At 55.4% G+C, this 1,652-nt stretch carries 1 rRNA gene; it reads left to right on the top strand.

The window, feature by feature from the left end:
• The first annotated feature begins 114 nt into the window (after positions 1-114).
• Positions 115-1,636: ribosomal RNA gene (locus EDF48_RS18930) — 16S ribosomal RNA — on the top strand.
• The last annotated feature ends 16 nt before the right edge of the window (positions 1,637-1,652 follow it).

The following is a 1,652-nucleotide window of genomic DNA, read 5'->3' as shown; positions in this document are numbered from 1 at the left end:
GCTTCGGTTGTTCAGGTCATGATGCAATTCCTTTTGGATTGAAGATTGTCAGTAGACAGTCAACAGTCAGAATCAACTCGGTCTGATGCCCTTTGGGTGTTGGGTCTGTATTTTTTTACGGAGAGTTTGATCCTGGCTCAGGACGAACGCTGGCGGCGTGCTTAACACATGCAAGTCGAACGATGATGCCCAGCTTGCTGGGTGGATTAGTGGCGAACGGGTGAGTAACACGTGAGTAACCTGCCCCTGACTCTGGGATAAGCGTTGGAAACGACGTCTAATACTGGATATGACTACCGGCCGCATGGTCTGGTGGTGGAAAGATTTTTTGGTTGGGGATGGACTCGCGGCCTATCAGCTTGTTGGTGAGGTAATGGCTCACCAAGGCGACGACGGGTAGCCGGCCTGAGAGGGTGACCGGCCACACTGGGACTGAGACACGGCCCAGACTCCTACGGGAGGCAGCAGTGGGGAATATTGCACAATGGGCGAAAGCCTGATGCAGCAACGCCGCGTGAGGGATGACGGCCTTCGGGTTGTAAACCTCTTTTAGTAGGGAAGAAGCGAAAGTGACGGTACCTGCAGAAAAAGCACCGGCTAACTACGTGCCAGCAGCCGCGGTAATACGTAGGGTGCAAGCGTTGTCCGGAATTATTGGGCGTAAAGAGCTCGTAGGCGGTTTGTCGCGTCTGCTGTGAAATCCCGAGGCTCAACCTCGGGCTTGCAGTGGGTACGGGCAGACTAGAGTGCGGTAGGGGAGATTGGAATTCCTGGTGTAGCGGTGGAATGCGCAGATATCAGGAGGAACACCGATGGCGAAGGCAGATCTCTGGGCCGTAACTGACGCTGAGGAGCGAAAGCATGGGGAGCGAACAGGATTAGATACCCTGGTAGTCCATGCCGTAAACGTTGGGCGCTAGATGTAGGGACCTTTCCACGGTTTCTGTGTCGTAGCTAACGCATTAAGCGCCCCGCCTGGGGAGTACGGCCGCAAGGCTAAAACTCAAAGGAATTGACGGGGGCCCGCACAAGCGGCGGAGCATGCGGATTAATTCGATGCAACGCGAAGAACCTTACCAAGGCTTGACATACACCGGAAACGGCCAGAGATGGTCGCCCCCTTGTGGTCGGTGTACAGGTGGTGCATGGTTGTCGTCAGCTCGTGTCGTGAGATGTTGGGTTAAGTCCCGCAACGAGCGCAACCCTCGTTCTATGTTGCCAGCGGGTTATGCCGGGGACTCATAGGAGACTGCCGGGGTCAACTCGGAGGAAGGTGGGGATGACGTCAAATCATCATGCCCCTTATGTCTTGGGCTTCACGCATGCTACAATGGCCGGTACAAAGGGCTGCGATACCGTAAGGTGGAGCGAATCCCAAAAAGCCGGTCTCAGTTCGGATTGAGGTCTGCAACTCGACCTCATGAAGTCGGAGTCGCTAGTAATCGCAGATCAGCAACGCTGCGGTGAATACGTTCCCGGGCCTTGTACACACCGCCCGTCAAGTCATGAAAGTCGGTAACACCCGAAGCCGGTGGCCTAACCCTTGTGGAAGGAGCCGTCGAAGGTGGGATCGGTGATTAGGACTAAGTCGTAACAAGGTAGCCGTACCGGAAGGTGCGGCTGGATCACCTCCTTTCTAAGGAGCATCTGGT

The organism is Curtobacterium sp. PhB191 (genome assembly GCF_004346515.1).
GTDB lineage: Bacteria > Actinomycetota > Actinomycetes > Actinomycetales > Microbacteriaceae > Curtobacterium.
This window is presented reverse-complemented; position numbering and strand designations above follow the sequence as displayed.